17 protein-coding genes and 1 tRNA gene are annotated in these 18,738 nt (G+C 52.5%); 15 read left to right on the forward strand and 3 right to left on the reverse strand.

Translation table 11 applies throughout. The features are described from left to right. The first annotated feature begins 82 nt into the window (after positions 1-82). The 9 genes from KXU80_RS19985 to KXU80_RS20025 all read left to right on the forward strand — a co-directional run bounded on the left by KXU80_RS19985 (position 83) and on the right by KXU80_RS20025 (position 9,387). A complete protein-coding gene (locus tag KXU80_RS19985; RefSeq protein WP_219839132.1) occupies positions 83-1,033 on the forward strand; it encodes a ribose-phosphate diphosphokinase in 951 nt (316 codons plus the stop codon). Positions 1,034-1,360: 327 nt separating this feature from the next. Beyond that, on the forward strand, positions 1,361-3,103 hold the full coding sequence (locus KXU80_RS19990; protein ID WP_219834926.1) for a tetratricopeptide repeat protein: 1,743 nt from the start codon (positions 1,361-1,363) through the stop codon (positions 3,101-3,103). 32 nt (positions 3,104-3,135) lie between these two features. Further along, entirely contained in the window at positions 3,136-4,083 is a 948-nt protein-coding gene (gene trxB / locus KXU80_RS19995; protein WP_219834927.1) for a thioredoxin-disulfide reductase, read from the forward strand. Between the two features lie 206 nt (positions 4,084-4,289). Continuing rightward, complete coding sequence (locus KXU80_RS20000) at positions 4,290-5,240, forward strand: ROK family glucokinase (RefSeq protein WP_219834928.1); 951 nt, start codon at positions 4,290-4,292, stop codon at positions 5,238-5,240. Positions 5,241-5,273: 33 nt separating this feature from the next. Next, positions 5,274-6,161, forward strand: a complete 888-nt coding sequence (gene rapZ / locus KXU80_RS20005; protein WP_219834929.1) for an RNase adapter RapZ — start codon at positions 5,274-5,276, stop codon at positions 6,159-6,161. Between the two features lie 8 nt (positions 6,162-6,169). Further along, positions 6,170-7,153: a gluconeogenesis factor YvcK family protein gene (gene yvcK / locus KXU80_RS20010; RefSeq protein ID WP_219834930.1), complete on the forward strand. Its 984-nt coding sequence runs from the start codon at positions 6,170-6,172 to the stop codon at positions 7,151-7,153. Between the two features lie 6 nt (positions 7,154-7,159). Continuing rightward, positions 7,160-8,089: a DNA-binding protein WhiA gene (gene whiA, locus KXU80_RS20015; RefSeq protein ID WP_219834931.1), complete on the forward strand. Its 930-nt coding sequence runs from the start codon at positions 7,160-7,162 to the stop codon at positions 8,087-8,089. 103 nt (positions 8,090-8,192) lie between these two features. Continuing rightward, on the forward strand, positions 8,193-8,462 hold the full coding sequence (locus KXU80_RS20020) for an HPr family phosphocarrier protein (RefSeq protein ID WP_090583454.1): 270 nt from the start codon (positions 8,193-8,195) through the stop codon (positions 8,460-8,462). 157 nt (positions 8,463-8,619) lie between these two features. After that, complete coding sequence (locus KXU80_RS20025) at positions 8,620-9,387, forward strand: SIMPL domain-containing protein (protein WP_219834932.1); 768 nt, start codon at positions 8,620-8,622, stop codon at positions 9,385-9,387. Between the two features lie 68 nt (positions 9,388-9,455). On the opposite strand, the gene sda is transcribed toward KXU80_RS20025, so the two are convergent. The 3 genes from sda to KXU80_RS20040 form a co-directional block, all read right to left on the reverse strand. Further along, positions 9,456-9,767, reverse strand: coding sequence for a sporulation histidine kinase inhibitor Sda (gene sda / locus KXU80_RS20030; protein ID WP_219834933.1), 312 nt, complete (start codon positions 9,765-9,767; stop codon positions 9,456-9,458). 241 nt (positions 9,768-10,008) lie between these two features. Beyond that, positions 10,009-10,590 (reverse strand): ATP-dependent Clp endopeptidase proteolytic subunit ClpP, encoded by a 582-nt coding sequence (clpP, locus tag KXU80_RS20035; protein ID WP_161747342.1) that lies wholly within the window; start codon positions 10,588-10,590, stop codon positions 10,009-10,011. 261 nt (positions 10,591-10,851) lie between these two features. Further along, positions 10,852-10,926 (reverse strand) — tRNA-Arg (locus KXU80_RS20040). Positions 10,927-11,163: 237 nt separating this feature from the next. Here KXU80_RS20040 and KXU80_RS20045 point away from each other — a divergent pair. From KXU80_RS20045 to eno, 6 genes are all read left to right on the forward strand, one after another. Further along, entirely contained in the window at positions 11,164-12,204 is a 1,041-nt protein-coding gene (locus KXU80_RS20045; protein ID WP_219834935.1) for a sugar-binding transcriptional regulator, read from the forward strand. A gap of 83 nt (positions 12,205-12,287) precedes the next feature. Beyond that, complete coding sequence (gap, locus tag KXU80_RS20050; RefSeq protein WP_219834936.1) at positions 12,288-13,292, forward strand: type I glyceraldehyde-3-phosphate dehydrogenase; 1,005 nt, start codon at positions 12,288-12,290, stop codon at positions 13,290-13,292. A 485-nt stretch (positions 13,293-13,777) separates the two neighbouring features. After that, positions 13,778-14,959: a phosphoglycerate kinase gene (locus KXU80_RS20055; RefSeq protein ID WP_219834937.1), complete on the forward strand. Its 1,182-nt coding sequence runs from the start codon at positions 13,778-13,780 to the stop codon at positions 14,957-14,959. A 21-nt stretch (positions 14,960-14,980) separates the two neighbouring features. After that, on the forward strand, positions 14,981-15,739 hold the full coding sequence (gene tpiA, locus KXU80_RS20060; protein ID WP_219834938.1) for a triose-phosphate isomerase: 759 nt from the start codon (positions 14,981-14,983) through the stop codon (positions 15,737-15,739). Beyond that, positions 15,736-17,280 carry a 2,3-bisphosphoglycerate-independent phosphoglycerate mutase gene (gene gpmI, locus KXU80_RS20065; RefSeq protein ID WP_219834939.1) on the forward strand — a complete coding sequence of 515 codons (1,545 nt, stop codon included), beginning with the start codon at positions 15,736-15,738 and terminating at the stop codon, positions 17,278-17,280. The genes tpiA and gpmI overlap by 4 nt, the downstream gene beginning before the upstream one ends. 92 nt (positions 17,281-17,372) lie before the next feature. Beyond that, positions 17,373-18,668, forward strand: coding sequence for a phosphopyruvate hydratase (gene eno, locus KXU80_RS20070; protein WP_219834940.1), 1,296 nt, complete (start codon positions 17,373-17,375; stop codon positions 18,666-18,668). Positions 18,669-18,738: the final 70 nt, after the last annotated feature.

Raw genomic sequence — 18,738 nt, forward strand, 5'->3', positions numbered from 1 at the left:
TGCTGCGTGCCGTGAGGCTTCGAAGGCTGTTTCACCTTGAGGTTGTAAATTTAGTGGTCTAATCGCTCAGGAGGGTATTATGTTGTTTAGCGACAAGCTGCGTATTTTCTCGGGTTCCTCGAATCCTAAATTGGCTGAACAGATCAGCGAAGAGCTCGGGCTGCCGCTCGGGAAGATTAAAGTGTCCCGTTTTAAAAGCGGCGAGATTTATGTTCATTATGAGGAAACCATTCGTAACTGCGACGTGTTCCTTGTACAGTCGTTCTCGCACCCCATCAACGATCATTTTGTCGAATTGCTTGTTATGATCGATGCGGCGAAGCGTGCTTCCGCTCGTACGGTTAACATCATTGTGCCTTATTACGGTTATGCGCGTCAGGAGCGTAAGGCTGCTCCGCGCGAACCGATTTCGGCTAAGATGCTTGCTGACGTGCTGACGACCGTTGGCGCGACGCGCGTGATTACGATCGATCTCCATGCACCGGCCATTCAAGGCTTCTTCAACATTCCGGTGGATCACCTGACAGGCCTTGACCTGATCAGCGACTACCTGAAGACGAAGAATATCAAGAATCCGATTGTCGTCTCTCCGGATGCCGGCCGTGCTTCAACAGCCGAGAAGCTGGCGAACTATCTGGATGCGCCGTTTGCCATCATGATTAAGAAACGTCCGGCGCATAATGAATCGATCATCACGCACGTTATCGGTGATGTCGAAGGACAGACGCCGATCATAATCGAGGACTTGATCGATACGGGCTCGACGATTGTCAACGTCGTAGAAGGCCTCAAAGAACGCGGGGCCGAGGACGTGTTTGTGTGTGCAACGCATCCACTCTTCTCAGGTCCTGCCCTGCAGCGATTGGACCATCCCAATATTAGAGAAGTCATCGTGACCGACTCGATCGCGCTGCCGGAAAAACGCTCCGATCGGTTTACGGTGTTGTCGGTTGCTCCGATTCTCGCGGAAACCACGCGGATCATTATCGAAGGCGGCTCGATCAGCACACTTTTCAAAAACGCCGGCATTTAAGGCGGGAAGAACGTAAACAGGCAGCCCTGTGTGCAGCATGACATTCAGAGTGAAGCAGCCCGCCGCGCCTCCAAAGCGCGGCGGAGTCGTTGCTTCTAGATGTCTGGCAGCATGACAGTAACAGCCGAATAAGGCCGTATCAACCGGCCAACAACCTAAATCGCGGGCTGATGCCCGCGATTTGCCACATATTCTTTCGTGTAAGGATAGGCCGCGCTATGGTATAATCGTAGAAACTTTGTACGGGGCTGGTCGTACTGACGTGCATAATTTCGATTGCACATTTAAGTACTGCTCGCCTGTGCAACCGAGGAGGTGCCTTGTGTTATGAAAGAAAAGAAAATTGCGGTAGCCAATCACAGCACGAAAATTATTCCGATAAAATGGGACGCAACGTTCTTCTTCGAGCGTGCGGTTCGCTCGATGGATCGTTATCATTATGACAAGGCACTGAAATACTTCCGGCGCGCGGCAGAATACGAGCCAGACAATCCCGTCAACCACTGCAATATGGCGGGGATTTTGTCGGAAATGGGGAATTACGAGGAATCCAACCGCATTCTCCAGTCGATTGTTGACGAGCTCGATCCTGAAATGACAGAATGTCACTTTTATATGGCGAACAACTATGCCAACATGGAAATGTATGAAGCGGCCGAGGATTCGCTTGTCCGCTACTTGGAGGAAGACGCCGAGGGGCAATTTCTCGAGGAAGCGGAAGAGATGATGGAGCTGCTCCACTTCGAATTGGAGCGTCCGACCAAGCTGGCTTTCATCAAAGCACGGGAAGGCTTCTTCGAGCATGACCGTGCCAGGACGATGCTGGAAGAAGGGAAGTTTGTCGAAGCTGTGCGACTGCTTGAGAGCATCGTAGAGAAGAACGGCGAATTTCTGGCGGCACGCAATAACCTGGCTCTCGCATACTATTACATGGGCATTTTCGATAAAGCGATGACGACGATCCAACAGGTGCTCGATATCGAACAAGGCAATTTGCACGCCCTGTGCAATCTGGCCATCTTCCATCAGCATGCAGGCGATCATGAGCAGCTGGCGCCGCTCGTCAAGCTGCTCTGCAAGACCGTTCCCTTTCACCAGGAGCATGTGTTTAAGCTGGCGACGACCATGGGTATTCTGGGAGAGCACGGCGAAGCCTATCGGCATTTCACGCGGCTCTTGAAGGACAATGCGCTTAAATCGGATCCTTGCCTCTATCACTACGCCGCTGTCGCGGCCTGCAATATGGGGCGTTACGAAGAAGCGAAGCGGCTGTGGCTGCAAGTGAGGAAGCTGGACGGTGAGTCGCATGTGCCTGGTTATTACTTGGAACAGCTGACGTTGATGGAGAATGGCCTGCATGCAGCGCCGACAAGCTATCATTATCATCTTCCATTCGAGGAACAATTCAAGCTGTGGGAGAAATCGACGGAATCGCTGCCGGATCATATGAAGCGGGATCCGCTTGTGCGCTCCTCCTTCTTCTGGGCGCTGCGCCACGGCGACCGGAATACGAAGCTGCAGGTGATACAAGCACTTGGCATGATTGCCGATAACGAAGTAAAGGATTCACTGCGGGACTTCATTATGGAGCCGCAGGAGGATGACTATCTCAAGCGGATCGCAATCTTCGTGCTCCGTTCTATCGGCGTGCACGAATCCCTGCGTGCTATGCTTGAGGGTAAAGAAACGGTCATCGAGCACAGCCGGATGCCTTCGCGTCTGCCGGTTTGGGAAGACAAGTGGCAGTCCGTCCTCGAAGCCGCACTCGTTCGGATGAACAAGCAGTACGACCTAGTGCAGCAGCATGATCTGCTTACGCTGTGGATTGAATTCTTGTCGCGGGTGTACCCGGACGTGCCGAAGCTTGGGAAAGTGGAGGGCTGGGCAGCCGCGCTTGAATATTTGACCGCCAAGATGCACCGGCGGGAGATCTCGTACCACGAGGTTGCGCAGAGATACGGCACCTCAATTGCAACTGTCAGTAAATGCGCGAAACGCATTGATGAAATATGCGGCATCAAAGAAAAAATGAGAATGATTCTCCCGGCACTTGCGGAGCACCGCGAGTAAGGCCAGGGTCATTGGCGAAGGAGGCCATACTTGTGTATAAAGCAATCATTATTGGAACAGGCCCTGCAGGACTGACTGCAGCAATTTACTTGGCTCGCGCCAACATGAACCCGCTCGTAATCGAAGGTCCGGAACCGGGCGGTCAATTGACGACGACGACCGAAGTTGAGAACTTCCCCGGTTTCCCTGAGGGCATTATGGGGCCGGATCTGATGGCCAACATGCGCAAGCAAGCGGAGCGCTTCGGCGCGGAATTCCGCACCGGCTGGGTGAATGAAGTGGATACGTCCAAGCGTCCATTCACGCTGAAGGTTGAAGGACAAGGTGAGCTTCAAGCGGAAACGCTGATCATTTCTACCGGTGCATCGGCCAAATACTTAGGTATTGCCGGCGAGCGGGAAAATGTAGGACGCGGCGTCAGCACATGCGCGACATGCGACGGCTTCTTCTTCCGCAGCAAAAAAATCATCGTTATCGGCGGCGGCGACTCGGCGATGGAAGAAGCAAACTTCCTGACGCGGTTTGCATCCGAGGTTGTGCTCGTTCATCGCCGTCCGGAGATGCGTGCTTCGAAGATTATGCAGGACCGCGCACGCGGCAACGCCAAGATCAGCTGGGCACTAGATCGCACGCCGCTTGAAGTCGTGGCGAATGGCATGGGCGTAACCGGTCTTAAAGTGAAGAACAATGAAACCGGCGAAGAAGAAATCATTGAAACGAACGGCGTCTTCGTTGCGATCGGCCACACGCCGAACACGAAATTCCTGAATGGGCAGCTGGATACCGACGAAACCGGTTATCTAGTTGTGAAGCCGGGAACTTCCGAGACCAACATTCCAGGGATCTTCGCTTGCGGCGATGTGCAGGATCATAAATACCGCCAAGCGATTACGGCAGCGGGCAGCGGCTGCATGGCAGCGCTGGATTGCGAGAAATTCATTGAAGGCCATGCTGTGCATGATTGGAGTCAATCGGTGTAAGTGCGGCTTGCTTAAGTTTGCTGCAAGAGAACGTTAATGACGCTGTCCGGACCTACGGACAGCGTCGCTTCATGTAAGCGAGAATGCCTTGAAACTACAGTGTTGACGGCGGTTTGAATCATCTTGACCAGTCGGTAGCGTTGGCTTATAGTTTTAGTTGGTACTGAAGTGACCATAGATCCCTATATTATAGAGGTGGCCCATTCATGTCTGAGAAAATCGTAGTTGGTGTTGATATCGGCGGTACTTCCATTAAGGTAGGTATTTGCAATATTGAAGGCGCGCTGCTGCATACGTACGAAGGACCGACCGAAGTCGAGAAAGGCTCCGATGCCGTATGTGACAATATTGCGGCCTATGCACGTCTCATCGTAGAGCAGTCCCCGTTTGAATGGGAGCAGGTTGAAGGCGTTGGTATTGGAATTGCCGGTTTCTTGGATATTCCCCGGGGATTCGTGCACAAATCGGTCAATTTGTTCTTCGAGAACGTGCCGCTTAAAGACATTCTTGAAGAGAAGCTAGCGAAGAAGGTATTGGTCAATAATGATGCAAACGTTGCTGCACTGGGCGAAGCTTGGGCAGGCGCAGGCCGCGGTATTGCGGATTGCGTATGCTACACGCTCGGAACAGGCGTTGGCGGCGGTGTAATTATAAACGGCAAAATCGTTGAAGGCTCCAAAGGCATGGCCGGTGAGCTCGGTCATATGGCCATCGTGCCGGATCTTGAAGCCATTCAATGCGGCTGCGGCAATTTGGGCTGCTTGGAGACGGTATCTTCCGCGACGGGCATTATCCGTATGGCAAAGGATGCCGTTGAGCGCGGGGATCGGACATCGCTCTCTTTCGTAGAGCATATCATGGCAAAAGACGTTATCGATGCGGCAAAAGCCGGGGACGAAGTGGCTGCGCGTATCGTGAACCGTGCGGCATTCTACTTGGGCAAATCCATGGCAACTGTTGCGGTTGTCCTGAACCCGCAGCGTTTCATTATCGGCGGCGGCGTGTCCAAGGCAGGAGAGTTCCTATTTGAGCAAATCCGCGAAGTATTCCGCAAAGCGACTCCTGCCATGGCGCAGGAAGGCGTTGAAATCGTACCGGCGATTCTGGGCAACGATGCAGGTGTTGTGGGCGCAGCAGGATTAATTATTCGCAGTTAGTCCATAGGTTTCATGGGGTAGGAGGAATAGACGATGGATGCGGGAACGGCAATGGCAAAGCTGGTCATCATTACAGGCATGTCCGGCGCGGGGAAGACGATTGCGGTGCAAAGCCTGGAAGATTTGGGCTTCTTCTGCGTCGATAACTTACCACCGGTACTTATTCCAAAGTTTGCAGAGCTGATCGAACAATCGAATGGCAAAATCGGCAAAGTAGCGCTCGTCATCGATCTGCGCGGGCGCGAGTTTTTCACGGCATTATCGGAATCGCTTAGCTACGTGAAGGAACACTATACTATCGGGTATGAGATTTTGTTTCTGGATGCGACCGACGGCGTACTTGTGCAGCGCTATAAGGAGAGCCGCCGGCTTCACCCGCTGGCACCGGAAGGACTTCCACTCGAGGGGATCAAGCTGGAACGCCGGCTGCTCGAGGATCTGAAGGGCTGGGCGACGCAAATTATCGATACCAGCAGCTTGAAGCCGGCCCAGCTGAAAGAGCGGATCATGTCCCGCTTTACGAATGCGGATTTTAATACGATTTCGGTGAATGTCACTTCCTTCGGATTCAAATACGGGATCCCTATTGATGCGGATTTGATTTATGACGTACGCTTTCTGCCGAATCCGCACTACATCGACCACCTGCGCCCCAATACAGGTCAGGACCCTGAAGTTTACGAGTATGTCATGAAATGGCCGGAAACGCAGGCCTTTCTCGTGAAGCTGCTGGATATGCTTCAGTTCTTGATTCCGTTGTACCGGAAGGAAGGCAAGAGCCAAGTCGTAATTGGGATCGGCTGTACCGGCGGCAAGCACCGTTCAGTCGCAATTGCGGAATATTTGGGACGGATGCTTGGCAGCAGTGATACGGAGCTCGTTCGCGTCAGTCATCGAGATTCAGATCGTGATCGGAGCTGAGGCGGGAGATGGCGGAACGGAGAAATGAACAGCAGCCTCGGATCGTCGTCATTGGCGGCGGTACAGGTCTGTCAGTCATGCTTCGAGGTTTGAAGGAGAAGCCGCTGGATATTACGGCTATCGTGACGGTAGCCGATGACGGCGGCAGCTCCGGCATTCTTAGAAGCGAGCTGCAAATGCCCCCACCGGGCGATATTCGAAGCGTGCTCATTGCGTTAGCCGATGTGGAGCCGCTGTTGTCTGATATGCTCAAGTACCGGTTTAATTCCGGTGCGGGGCTTGCGGGCCACAGTTTAGGCAATCTGATGCTGGCTGCGATGACCGATATTTCGGGCGACTTCGTCACGGGCGTTCGGATGCTAAGCAAAGTACTTGCCGTACGGGGACGCGTGCTTCCGGCGGCCGGCGAAGCAATCGTGCTTAAAGCGGAAACGGTGGATGGAACGATTATTACGGGCGAGTCCAGCATTCCGAAATCCGGCAAAGCGATCAAGCGGGTATTTATCGAACCGCCTGACGTCGAGCCGCTGGAGGAAGCGGTGGAAGCGATCAAGCAAGCGGATGCGATCCTGATTGGCCCGGGAAGCTTGTACACCAGCATTATTCCAAACTTACTCGTACCGAAACTGGCGCAAAGCATCGTGGAATCGAGCGCAGTCAAAATGTTCGTATGCAATGTCATGACGCAGCCCGGCGAGACGGATAACTACTCCGTCGGCGACCATTTGGCGGCCGTGCATGCCCATGTCGGACATCATCTGTTCGACTACGTCATTGTCAATGACGGTGAAATTCCGGAGCAGGTGCAGCAGAAATATGCGGAGATGGGAGCGAAAGCTGTTCATCTTGATTTGGAAGAGGTTAAGCAGCGCGGGTATGAAGTCATTGCAGACCGGCTCGTGTTGTTCCGCACCTATCTGAGGCATGACGCGGTCCGGCTAAGTCATCATATTTATCAGCTTGTGGAAAACTGGATGGAACGAAAGAGGTGAGACCAGATGTCTTTTGCGGGACAAACCAAAAAAGAATTGACGCTTGTCGAAGCGGATCCGTGCTGCGAATTAGCCGAGCTTTCTGCGCTTATTCGCATGAACGGCTCGGTCTCGCTGTCCAGCCGGAAGGTCATCCTTGATATATCGACGGAGAATGCCGCGATTGCAAGACGAATATACTCCCTTATCAAGAAGCAGTTTGCCGTGCATACGGAGCTGCTGGTACGCAAGAAGATGAGGCTGAAGAAGAACAACGTCTATATCGTACGGATTCCGACGAAAGTGCAAGAGATATTGAGCGATCTCAAAATCGTCTCGGAGGGTTTTGTATTCAATCAAGGCATCGACCGCGATATGATTCGCAAGTCATGCTGCAAACGCTCCTACTTGCGCGGTGCCTTCCTTGCGGGAGGTTCCGTCAATAATCCAGAGGGCTCGTCGTATCATTTGGAAATTGCGACGATGTATGAGGAGCACTGTCAAGCGCTTGTAGATCTGGCTAATAAGTTCGACTTGAACGCACGTTGCATCGAACGGAAGAAGGGATTCATCTTCTACATGAAAGAGGGCGAGAAAATTATCGAGCTCCTCAGCATCATCGGTGCGCATCAAGCGCTGTTTAAATTCGAGGATGTTCGAATCATGCGGGATATGCGCAACTCCGTCAACCGGATCGTCAACTGCGAAACCGCAAATTTGAATAAAACGATTGGAGCGGCTGTCCGCCAAATCGATAATATTAAGCTGCTGGAGCGGGAGGTCGGGCTTGATACGCTGCCCGATAAGCTTCGCGAGGTGGCGCATATACGGCTTTTGCACCCTGATTTGAATCTGACCGAGGTTGGCGAGATGCTCAAAGGGAAGGTTAGCAAGTCCGGCGTGAACCACCGGCTGCGCAAAATCGACGAACTTGCGGAAAAAATCAGGAACGGTTAAGCTAAGGCTAGTGCAGCAAGCAAAAAAGTGGTATAATAGTGATTAAAATGACGATCGCAAGCATGTAAGCAGGGTTGAATTAAGTATAGGGGGTAAGGTTTCCATGACAAGGCATCCGGTTGTCGTTCGACTGAAGACAGGTCTTCATGCAAGACCGGCCGCACTTTTTGTTCAGGAAGCGAACAAGTTTTCTTCCGAGGTCTTTGTAGAGAAAGACGATAAAAAAGTGAACGCAAAATCGATTATGGGGATTATGAGCCTTGCAATCAGTTCAGGTACTGAGGTAACGATTAGCGCGGAAGGTTCGGATGCCGACCAAGCTGTAACCGCTTTAGTCAATCTGGTCAGCAAGGAAGAGCTCGAGAACCAATAATACCGGTGCAGCGGTCTGTTTAAGCCGCTAGATCGATACGAGGAAACTCCCTAACGGGGGTTTTTTTCTGTTTATGCCGGCTCGCCCGCAACTTCGGGGATACAGGATGCGTCATAGTAGAAGAATGACTAATATTAACAAAAAGGGGCGAGTGATAATGATGGTGAAACCCAAGTGGCTGCTGGTACCGGTATTGGCGCTGGCTGTTGGAGCGGGAGCAATGTTCGGCGTGTCGGGGCATGGAAGCAGTGAGGTGTATGCAGTGGATAATAACGCTGTGCTTCAGAAGAGCACCATTACGGTAGCGGGTAGCGGCAAGATTCAGGCAGCGCCTGACGTAGCATATTTGACCGTAGCTGTCGAGACGCGGGCTGCCTCCGCGAAAGACGCGCAGTCGAAGAATGCTGCTCAGTTCGCGGGACTCACGAAGCTGCTCTACGATACGTACAAGGTGGCAGCAAAGGACGTGAAGACAACGGGCTTCTCCGTGCAGCCGGAATATGAATACAACAGCAAGGACGGCACGAGCAAGATCAAAGGCTATTTGGCAGTGCACAATATCCGCGTGACGACTCGGGACCTGGACGGCATTGGCAAGCTGCTGGATGATTTGTCCGCATCGGGCGCGAATCGGGTTGACGGCGTACAGTTTGATACAGAGAAGCAGGATCAATACGAGCTGCAAGCACTTGATAAAGCGATGGCGAATGCGAAAGCGAAGGCCGAAACACTGGCGAAGGCTGCAGGTAAGCAGGTGAAGGAAGTCATCAACATTTCGCAAAATAACGTCAACAGCGGTCCGATCTTCATCGGGCAGAATGCGATGGCAGCTGCTGACGATGCGGGAAAAGCAGCCGGCACGAGCGTGCAGGTAGGCGAGATCACCGTGTCGACCGACATAACCGTCGTTTACGAAATGCAATAGTGGAAATAAAAGAAGGCAGGTCACGCTCCCATTGGTAGCGTGACCTGCCTTTATTGTAATCAATGCCATTAGGCCAATGACTTGCGTTCCTCAACTGAAAGACCCCGCTGGATCATGGCTTGTTCAATCAAGGCGATAAACTCCTCGGAAAGGCGCATGGCTCTTGCTTCTTGATACACTTCAGTAAGATGAGTATCGCTAAGCGGACGCAGCAATAGAGACTTGTCTTGCATCGGTAAAAATAAATTATGCATATCATGCTCTGAAGAGGCAGGCTGAAAATTTGGTTCGAACGTGGGTGCGAATGGCGTGAGATGATTGCCTGAGTCGTTAGATCGAATGAAATTTCGCACGCTTGCGAATGGATTCGTAAGTTTCATGCGTGTGCAACTCCGTTTTATAGATTTCCAAAGCGTAGCCAAAGGGTCTGAGAGGTTAGGATCATTTAGTACATTTATATTAACATGGTTTTAATAAGCAGTCGTTAAGCATTCAGCCAGTTAAACGATTGTTGACAAAACCTAAAAAATGTGATTTACATGTAAAATTTACTTCGGTCAGCATCAAAAAAGCGTTAATCCCGTTAAGGATTAACGCTCTTTTTCATAAAGGCAATGAATCTTACAGTTTCTCGATCACTTTGTCGACCAGGCCGTAAGCAGCAGCCTCGGCAGCAGACATGAAATAGTCGCGGTCCGTGTCACGCTCGATTTTCTCAAGCGTTTGACCCGTGCGTTCAACCAGAATCCGGTTCAGCGTATCGCGGGTTTTGAGAATGTGCTTCGCGCGAATCTCAATGTCGCTGGCTTGACCTTGTGCGCCGCCAAGCGGTTGATGAATCATAACCTCGCTGTTAGGCAGCGCGTAACGTTTGCCTTTAGCGCCTGCTGCGAGCAGGAAAGCGCCCATCGAAGCGGCCATGCCGACGCAGATTGTTGAAACCTCAGGCTTAATGAAGTTCATTGTATCAAAAATAGCAAGGCCTGCCGAAACCGAACCGCCAGGGCTGTTAATGTAGAGCGAGATGTCTTTTTCCGGGTCATCGGCTGCAAGGAACAACAACTGCGCGATAATGGAGTTGGCGACCATATCGTTGACAGGCGTGCCAAGGAATACGATCCGATCCTTCAGCAAACGGGAGTAGATGTCGTAAGCGCGTTCGCCTCGGTTGCTTTGCTCAATAACCATGGGTACGAAATTCATCGTTTCCATTGTAAATCCCTCCTAAAGTGCAAGTTAATAAGTAATGGTGAGCCGTTTGTAAACCCATCATAACGGATAAACTTTGAAAAGTCAAAGAAGGTCAAATCACGGATTGGAGAGCCCGAAACGAGGTACAGCAGCGAGGTTACTTTACTACGGATTTGGAGATGCTGATTGTGGCGGCAGGAGGTCGGGATGCAAAAAAGGACCATCCGAGTGAACGGATGGTCCTTCATTATGTAAGAAGCTTTCAAGTTATTATGGCGCGCCCGCGAGGAATTGAACCTCGATCTCAGGCTCCGGAGGCCTACGTCATATCCATTGGACCACGGGCGCAAAGTGACAGCATGGATTATTATATGTGATTATAAGAAGAAACGCAAGCCTGTTTTGAAAATAAATGTTGAGTAAATTGTGACAGTAAACGGTTACTTAGAAGAAACGCATCTTGCTCCTGCCGAAGGTTTGAGTTACAATAGCTGTGGGACTTAAAAGGAGCATGCGGGACATTTTAAGTCCATCTCAATAGATCGACAATGCAGTTTTAATTGCAGCAGGAGTTGATGTTGAACAATGCAGTCTCTAATTGCTATACAGCAGCAGCTTCTGCCGGATTTGCTTGTCGTAATGAGGAAACGGTATCTCATTCTTCGCCAGGTGATGCTCTCGGATATGATCGGCCGGCGTTCATTGGCTGCATCGCTTGAGATGACGGAACGGGTGCTTCGAGCAGAGACGGACTTTCTGAAAGCACAGGAGCTTCTTATTATCGATGCCGCGGGTATGCGGATCAGCGAAGCTGGGAAGCGTCTATTAGAAGAGATGGAGCCGTTTTATAAGGCGATGTTCGGCTTATCGGAGCTCGAAGAGAAGATACGCAGGCATTTTGGCCTGCAGCAGGTCATGATCGTGTCGGGTGATGCGGATGAGTCAGCGGCAACGAAGCGGGAGCTTGGACGTGCGGGCTGCAGCGTACTGGGCAAAGTCATGAAGGACAATGATGTCATTGCCGTCACCGGCGGGTCGACGCTCGCTCAGGTGGCTAATCAATTGACCTCGCAGGTTCCGCTCAAGGGGAATCTGTTCGTCCCGGCAAGAGGCGGCCTTGGCGAAAGCGTGGACTATCAAGCCAACACGATCGTCTCTACCATGGCCAAGCGAACAGGCGCGCAGTACCGAATGCTTCACGTGCCTGATCATTTAGGCGAGGACGCGTACACGTCGCTGATGCAGGAGCCGAACGTGAGGGAGATTGTGGAAGTGATTCGCAAATCCCGCATCGTGATCCATGGGATCGGGGACGCTATCGTAATGGCTCGGAGAAGACGCGTGGATGCTACGGTAGTGGAAGCGATCAAAGCGGAAGGGGCGCTTGCAGAATCGTTTGGGTATTATTTTGACCGAAACGGGGCTGTCGTTCATAAGATGCTGACTGCCGGCTTACGGCTGGAGGACATTATGGACACCGAGGTCGTCATCGCGGTTGCGGGCGGCCGAAGCAAAGGAGAAGCCATCGCTGCTGTCATGCGATTCGGACACGACGATGTGCTTGTAACGGATGAAGCAGCGGCACTTGAGATCGCGGCAATTATTGATAAAGAACCAATGATGTGATCTTGACGGATTGGGGACGGCTGAACGGCTGCCGCCGATTCTCGTCTTGAGATAAATGAAATTATGTCTAGGAGGCAAACAAAATGGTAAAAGTTGGTATTAACGGATTTGGTCGTATCGGTCGTAACGTGTTCCGCGCAGCGCTGAACAACCCTAATGTAGAAGTGGTGGCTGTTAATGATTTGACAGACACGAATACACTGGCTCACCTGCTGAAATATGACACGACTCATGGTCAATTGGACGGTACGGTTGAAGCTAAAGAAGGCGCCCTGATCGTAAACGGCCGTGAAATCAAAGTTTTTGCTGAACGCAACCCTGAGAACCTTCCTTGGGCATCCGTAGGCGCTGAAATCGTTGTAGAATCCACTGGTATTTTCACAGCGAAAGAAAAAGCCGAGCTTCACTTGAAAGGCGGCGCGAAGAAAGTAATCATCTCCGCTCCAGCTTCCAACGAAGACATTACGATTGTAATGGGCGTTAACGAAGACAAATACGATGCAGCTGCTCACACCATTATCTCCAACGCATCTTGCACAACGAACTGCCTTGCGCCATTCGCGAAAGTTCTTAACGACAAATTCGGTATCACAAAAGGTATGATGACGACGATTCACTCGTACACGAACGATCAATCCGTGCTTGACGTTCCACATAAAGACCTGCGCCGTGCTCGCGCTGCCGCAGAAAACATCATTCCTTCTTCCACAGGCGCTGCAAAAGCGGTATCCCTTGTACTGCCTGAGCTGAAAGGCAAATTGAACGGTATGGCAATGCGCGTACCTACGCCTAACGTATCCGTAACCGACCTGGTTGCTGAACTGAAAGTAAACGTTACGGTTGAAGAAGTTAACGCAGCGCTGAAAGATGCAGCGAACACTTCCCTTAAAGGCATCTTGAACTACTCCGAAGAGCCGCTTGTATCGAGCGATTACAACCACGACCCTGCTTCTTCCACGATCGACGCTTTGTCGACAATGGTTGTTGAAGGCAACATGGTTAAAGTTATCTCTTGGTACGACAACGAGTGGGGCTACTCGAACCGCGTCGTTGACCTGGCTGCATATATCGCATCGAAAGGCCTGTAAGGCGATCCCCCTAAGTCCCCCTTATAAAGGGGGATTCCAAGGGTTCCCCTCTGGACACCCGATGTTTGGCGAAGGAGCTGCTTGATGCAGCTCCTTCGCGGTGGTTTACGGGGGCCCGCCATACGCCCTTTTTGTTCCGCCCTGCGGGGCTCCACGGGGCGTAAGCTCTCATTTTGGCGCTCCCTAGGGAAGGTCAAGAGATTCGAGGGTGGTCTCGCGGGAGCGGGATGGCCGCATCGGCGCTTCGCTGATGCTCGGAGGGGCGTATGGCGGTTCCCTGCTGGAACCTTTAAAGCATGGCTCCTGCGGCACCACAGGGCATGACGCCTGCAGCACCACAGGGCATGACGCCTGCGGCGTCACTACACATATACGACAAAGATAGATATCCGCGGACAGCGGGATGGATAGCTTGGAGAATTTGAATATACTTTGACCTTTTTTCCGCCTCGTGGCGGCTTGGGTACCCGGGAGGATTTCTGCTTATGAACAAGAAGAGTGTACGTGACGTTGAAGTCGCTGGTAAACGTGTATTTGTTCGTGTGGATTTTAACGTTCCAATGGAAAACGGTGCGATTACGGACGATACGCGGATCCGCGAGACGCTGCCTACCATCAAGTATCTGATCGAGAACGGCGCGAAAGTGATTTTGGCGAGCCACCTGGGCCGTCCGAAAGGTCAAGTCGTGGAGAGCATGCGTCTGACGCAAGCCGGCGTGCGCTTGTCCCAACTGCTTGATAAGCCTGTCGTGAAAACCGACGAAGCAATCGGCGATGCGGTGAAGGCTAAAGTTGCCGAGCTTCAAGCCGGCGACGTGCTGCTGCTTGAGAATGTTCGTTTCTATGAAGGCGAAGAGAAGAACGATCCGGAACTGGCGAAAGCTTTTGCCGAGCTGGCTGATCTGTTCGTTAACGATGCTTTCGGCGCCGCTCACCGCGCGCACGCATCGACAGAAGGCATTGCGCACTTCCTGCCAGCCGTATCCGGCTTGCTGATGGAGAAAGAGCTGGATGTCCTGGGCAAAGCGTTGTTGAACCCTGAGCGTCCGTTCACGGCGATCGTAGGCGGATCAAAGGTTAAGGACAAAATCGATGTCATCAACAAAATGATCGAAATCGCGGACAACATCATCATCGGCGGCGGCTTGTCCTACACGTTCTTCAAGGCGCAAGGCCATGAAATCGGTCAATCGCTGTGCGATAACTCTAAGTTAGACCTGGCGCTCGAATTCATCGAGAAGGCTAAAGCGCAAGGCAAGAACTTCTACCTGCCGGTCGATATCGTGATTTCGGATGATTTCAGCGCAAGCGCAAACACCAAAATCGTAGACGTTGACGGCATTCTGCCGGATTGGGAAGGCATCGACATCGGACCGAAGACGCGCGAGCTGTACGCGGATGTCATCAAAAACTCCAAACTCGTTGTGTGGAATGGACCGATGGGCGTGTTCGAAATCGAGCCGTTCTCGCACGGTACGCGCGCGGTAGCGCAAGCATGCGCGGATACGTCCGCGTATACCGTCATCGGCGGCGGCGACTCCGCTGCTGCAGCGGAGAAGTTCAACTTGGCTGATAAAATGGACCACATTTCCACAGGCGGCGGCGCTTCCTTGGAATTCATGGAAGGCAAGGCGCTTCCAGGCGTTGTTGCACTGAACGATAAGTAAGCTGAAGGAGCGATAAAGACGATGCGTAAACCAATTATTGCGGGTAACTGGAAAATGTTCAAAACGGTTTCCGAAGCGACGTCATTCTTTGCGGATGTAAAAGGCAAAGCCGAGGTTGCCGGTGTCGAGACCGTCATCTGTGCGCCGTATACAACACTGCCTGCGCTTGTCGAAGCTGCGAAGGGAACAACGATCGCCATTGGCGCGCAAAATGTTCACTTCGAAGACAACGGCGCTTACACGGGTGAAATCAGCGGCATCATGCTGAAGGATCTTGGTGTGAAATACGCCATTATCGGCCACTCCGAACGCCGCGCCTATTTCGCGGAGTCGGATGAGATCGTGAACAAGAAAGTTCACGCTGCCTTCAAGCACGGCTTGACGCCGATCGTCTGCGTAGGCGAGAAGCTCGAAGAGCGCGAAGCGGAACAAACGAAGAACGTGTGCCAAGTGCAGACAACGGCGGCGTTCCAAGGCCTGTCGGCTGGGCAAGCGGCTGAAGTGGTCGTAGCGTACGAGCCGATTTGGGCAATCGGAACAGGCAAATCCTCGACTTCCGCAGATGCAGAAGACGTTATCGCGTTCATTCGCGGCATTATTGCAGGTTTGTACGATGCAGCGACGGCGAATGCGGTTCGCATTCAATACGGCGGCAGCGTGAAGCCGAATAACGTCAGCGAATATATGGGTCAATCCAACATCGACGGCGCCTTGGTAGGCGGAGCGAGCCTTGAGCCTGCTTCCTTCATTCAGCTTGTCGAGGGGGCATCGTCAAGATGACTGCACCTGTAGCACTGATTATTTTGGACGGCTTCGGCCTTCGTAACGATGTAACGGGCAATGCGGTCGCGCAAGCGAACAAACCGAACTATGACCGTTACTGGTCGACTTATCCGCACACGACGCTCACGGCGAGCGGCGAGGCGGTAGGTTTGCCGGAAGGCCAAATGGGTAACTCTGAGGTAGGACACCTGAACATCGGCGCAGGCCGCATCGTGTATCAGGATCTGACTCGGATTAGCAAATCGATCCGCGACGGCGAATTTTTTGACAACGAGACGCTTATGGGTGCCATTCAACACGTGAAAGCAAACGGCAAGAAGCTGCATCTGTACGGGCTCCTATCGGACGGAGGCGTTCACAGCCATATCGCGCATTTGTTCGCGCTGCTCGATCTGGCGAAGAAGGCAGAGCTGACGGAAGTGTACATCCATGCATTCTTGGATGGCCGCGACGTTTCGCCTGACAGTGCGAAGGGTTACCTGGAGCAGCTGACGGCGAAGATTCAAGAGGTCGGCGTAGGTAAAATCGCGACCGTGCAAGGCCGCTATTATGCCATGGACCGCGACAAGCGCTGGGAGCGTACCGAGAAATCGTACCGCGCCATGGTGTACGGCGATGGCCCGCAATATACCGACCCAATCAAAGCGGTTACCGAATCGTACGAGAAGTCGGTATACGACGAATTCGTGATGCCGACGGTTATCGTCAAAGAAGACGGCAGCCCAGTGGGCGTCGTGGAATCGGAAGATGCGGTCATCTTCTTCAACTTCCGTCCTGACCGTGCCATTCAGCTGTCGCAAGTGTTTACGAACAGCGATTTCCGCGGCTTCGACCGCGGGCCGAAAGCACCGCAAAACCTGTATTTTGTCTGCCTCACGCTGTTCAGCGAAACGGTAGGCGGGTTTGTTGCGTATAAGCCGAAGAACTTGGATAACACGCTGGGCGAGGTGCTCGTGCAGAACAACAAGCGTCAGCTGCGTATTGCCGAGACCGAGAAATACCCGCATGTAACCTTCTTCTTCAGCGGCGGACGCGATCACGAGCTGCCGGGCGAGACGCGTATTCTCATTCCATCGCCAAAGGTCGCAACCTATGACCTGAAGCCGGAAATGAGTGCATACGAAGTTGCGGCTGCTGCTGTGAACGAAATTGAGAACGACCGTCAGGACGTCATCATCCTGAACTTCGCAAACCCTGACATGGTTGGTCACTCCGGTATGCTGGAGCCAACGATCAAGGCTGTCGAAGCAACGGATGCCTGTCTGGGCCAAGTTGTTGAAGCCGTTCTTGCCAAAGGCGGCGTCTGCTTGATTACGGCGGACCATGGCAATGCAGATATGGTCATTGATGAGAACGGCCGTCCATTCACGGCCCATACGACCAATCCGGTTCCGTTCATCGTAACCAAACAAGTGGGTCCGCTTCGCGAAGGCGGCATCCTGGCCGATATCGCGCCGACGATTCTGCATTTTGCAGGACTTAAGCAGCCGGAAGAAATGACCGGCCAGTCGCTTGTCCAAGGCGAAGAGATCAAGTAAAATCTATACGATAATGTTCCGGCCTGGCTGTGCCGCTTCCGCGGTGCACCCGGTCGATACCAAACGATAACTTATGAAGGAGTGTTTCGAACATGTCTATCATTACTGACGTTTATGCACGCGAAGTGCTGGATTCCCGCGGTAACCCTACGGTAGAAGTTGAAGTTATGCTGGAGTCCGGCGGCAAAGGCCGCGCAATCGTGCCATCCGGCGCATCCACAGGTGCTTACGAGGCGGTTGAGCTTCGTGACGGCGACAAATCCCGTTACCTCGGCAAAGGCGTTCTGAAAGCCGTTGAGAACGTAAATACGATCATCGCACCGGAAATCATCGGCTTGGACGCGCTTGACCAAGTGCTGATCGACCGCAAAATGATTCAACTGGACGGCACGCACAACAAAGGCAACCTGGGTGCAAACGCGATTCTTGCGGTATCCATGGCAACTGCACGCGCTGCTGCTGATGCGCTTGATGTACCGCTTTACACATACCTGGGCGGATTCAACGCCAAGACGCTTCCAGTTCCAATGATGAACATCGTAAACGGCGGCGAGCATGCCGACAACAACATCGACGTTCAAGAGTTCATGGTACTGCCAGTCGGCGCTGAGAGCTTTAAAGAAGCGCTTCGTATCGGCGCAGAAATCTTCCACAACCTGAAATCGGTTCTGAAAGACAAAGGCCTGAACACAGCTGTTGGCGACGAAGGCGGTTTCGCACCGAACCTGGGCTCCAACGAAGAAGCCATTACAACGATCATCTCCGCAATCGAGCGCGCAGGTTACAAGCCGGGCGTTGACGTATTCCTCGGCATGGACGTAGCTTCCACGGAGTTCTACAAAGACGGCAAATACCACCTCGAAGGCGAAGGTCGTTCCTTCACTTCCGCTGAATTCGTTGACCTGCTTGCTTCGTGGGCAGACAAATATCCGATCATCACAATCGAAGACGGCTGTTCCGAAGATGATTGGGAAGGTTGGAAATTGCTCACTGACAAATTGGGCGGCAAAGTACAGCTCGTTGGCGATGACTTGTTCGTAACGAACACAGAGCGCCTGTCTGACGGTATCGACAAGGGTGTAGGTAACTCTATCCTCGTTAAAGTTAACCAAATCGGCTCGCTGACGGAAACATTCGATGCGATCGAAATGGCAAAACGCGCAGGCTATACAGCTGTAATCTCCCACCGTTCCGGTGAGTCCGAAGACAGCACGATCGCTGACATCGCTGTAGCGACAAATGCTGGCCAAATCAAAACAGGCGCTCCGTCCCGTACGGACCGCGTTGCAAAATACAACCAATTGCTTCGCATCGAAGACCAATTGGGCTCCACGGCACAATACGCCGGCAAAAGCGCGTTTTACAACTTGAAAAACTTTAAAAAATAACAACCCTCCGGCGAGGTAGGTTCGCCCGGGACGTTGGTTATAATTAGGGGAGAGACGCAGGGCGCAAGGG

It is taken from the genome of Paenibacillus sp. R14(2021), from assembly GCF_019431355.1.
GTDB lineage: Bacteria > Bacillota > Bacilli > Paenibacillales > Paenibacillaceae > Paenibacillus_Z.

Coding starts and splice junctions, on each gene's coding strand:
- KXU80_RS19990 (WP_219834926.1), top strand. CDS start 1,361: ATGAAAGAAAAGAAAATTGCGGTAGCCAATCACAGCACGAAAATTATT.
- KXU80_RS20000 (WP_219834928.1), top strand. CDS start 4,290: ATGTCTGAGAAAATCGTAGTTGGTGTTGATATCGGCGGTACTTCCATT.
- rapZ (WP_219834929.1), top strand. CDS start 5,274: ATGGATGCGGGAACGGCAATGGCAAAGCTGGTCATCATTACAGGCATG.
- yvcK (WP_219834930.1), top strand. CDS start 6,170: ATGGCGGAACGGAGAAATGAACAGCAGCCTCGGATCGTCGTCATTGGC.
- whiA (WP_219834931.1), top strand. CDS start 7,160: ATGTCTTTTGCGGGACAAACCAAAAAAGAATTGACGCTTGTCGAAGCG.
- KXU80_RS20020 (WP_090583454.1), top strand. CDS start 8,193: ATGACAAGGCATCCGGTTGTCGTTCGACTGAAGACAGGTCTTCATGCA.
- KXU80_RS20025 (WP_219834932.1), top strand. CDS start 8,620: ATGATGGTGAAACCCAAGTGGCTGCTGGTACCGGTATTGGCGCTGGCT.
- sda (WP_219834933.1), bottom strand. CDS start 9,767: ATGAAACTTACGAATCCATTCGCAAGCGTGCGAAATTTCATTCGATCT.
- clpP (WP_161747342.1), bottom strand. CDS start 10,590: ATGAATTTCGTACCCATGGTTATTGAGCAAAGCAACCGAGGCGAACGC.
- KXU80_RS20045 (WP_219834935.1), top strand. CDS start 11,164: ATGCAGTCTCTAATTGCTATACAGCAGCAGCTTCTGCCGGATTTGCTT.
- gap (WP_219834936.1), top strand. CDS start 12,288: ATGGTAAAAGTTGGTATTAACGGATTTGGTCGTATCGGTCGTAACGTG.
- KXU80_RS20055 (WP_219834937.1), top strand. CDS start 13,778: ATGAACAAGAAGAGTGTACGTGACGTTGAAGTCGCTGGTAAACGTGTA.
- tpiA (WP_219834938.1), top strand. CDS start 14,981: ATGCGTAAACCAATTATTGCGGGTAACTGGAAAATGTTCAAAACGGTT.
- gpmI (WP_219834939.1), top strand. CDS start 15,736: ATGACTGCACCTGTAGCACTGATTATTTTGGACGGCTTCGGCCTTCGT.
- eno (WP_219834940.1), top strand. CDS start 17,373: ATGTCTATCATTACTGACGTTTATGCACGCGAAGTGCTGGATTCCCGC.